This window comes from Kocuria sp. KRD140, assembly GCF_017168375.1.
Taxonomy (GTDB): domain Bacteria; phylum Actinomycetota; class Actinomycetes; order Actinomycetales; family Micrococcaceae; genus Kocuria; species Kocuria marina.
Map to the genome: position 1 here is coordinate 1 of NZ_JABFAW010000018.1, position 1,172 is coordinate 1,172.

Annotated in this window: 2 protein-coding genes; both read left to right on the forward strand. The window is 73.5% G+C overall.

Annotated features, from left to right (window positions below):
• A partial coding sequence (locus tag J1M36_RS12190) for an NAD(P)-binding domain-containing protein (RefSeq protein ID WP_206479966.1) occupies positions 1 to 752 on the forward strand: 752 nt, incomplete at its 5' end.
• A gap of 93 nt (positions 753 to 845) precedes the next feature.
• Positions 846 to 1,172 (forward strand): chorismate synthase (locus J1M36_RS12195; protein ID WP_206479967.1); only part of this gene is annotated, 327 nt, incomplete at its 3' end.

Consider the following 1,172-nt stretch of genomic DNA (forward strand, 5'->3'; position numbering starts at 1 on the left):
CTGCGGGGGACTGGGGCGGGTTTTCGGTCACCATGCCCCTGAAACCCCTCGCCGCCCGAGACGCCGACCGGGTCACCCCGCTCGTGCGGGCGCTCGGCGTGGCCAACACACTCACGTTCGAGGACGACGGACGCGTGGTCGCGGACAACACAGATGTCATGGGCATCATGTCCGCCGTGAGCGCGGCCGGCGCGATCCCGGGGACCCCGCGCGCCGTCGTGCTCGGCGGAGGGGCCACCGCCAGCGCGGCCGTCGCGGCCCTGCACGGGCTCGGGGCCGAGACGGTGGACGTCGTCGTGCGGACACCCTCGCGCGCTCGGACCCTCGATGCCGTGGCGCGGGCGGTGGGCACCGAGGTGCGCACCGTGGCGTGGGAGTACGCCGCCGAGGCACTGCACACCGCGGACGTGGTCGTGGCGACCCTGCCCCCGCGCGGTGCGGACGAGCTCGCGTTGCAGTGGCGCGCCCAGGCGCCGTCGGTGTCCGGCGTGCTGCTCGACGCCGCGTACGACCCGTGGCCCTCACGGCTTGCGTCTGCATGGCAGGACGCGGGGGGCGCGATCGCCCCCGGTGTCGATATGCTGATCTTCCAGGCCGTGGATCAGGTCCGCTGGTTCACGCAGGGCGATCCCCTCGCGGCGATACCGCACGAGGACCGGGTGACCGCGGCCATGTGTCGCGCGGTGGGACGGCCCGAACGTGGCATCCCGCAGCGCGTGCGCATCGCGCAGGCCACACGACTCGCGCCGTGACCCGGCGCGCGTGCCGCCCGGGCCGGGGCGCACGACCGAGCGAAACGAATTGACCGCGGGGCGTGGACCCCGGGCGAGAACTGGAGTGTTTTGATGTTGCGTTGGCTCACGGCCGGGGAATCACACGGTGAGGCGCTCGTGGGGATCATCGAAGGTGTCCCCGCCGGTGTGGAACTGACCACCGGGATGATCCAGGACGCGCTGGCCCGGCGCCGGCTCGGGTACGGCCGCGGCGCCCGCATGAAATTCGAACAGGACCGCGTGCGCATCCTGGGCGGGGTCCGCCACGGGCTCACGCAGGGCGGGCCGGTCGCGATCGAGATCGCCAACACGGAGTGGCCCAAGTGGCAGGACGTCATGAGCTCCGACCCGGTGGATCCCGCGGTGCTCGAGGGCCGGGCCCGCAACGCGCCCCTGACC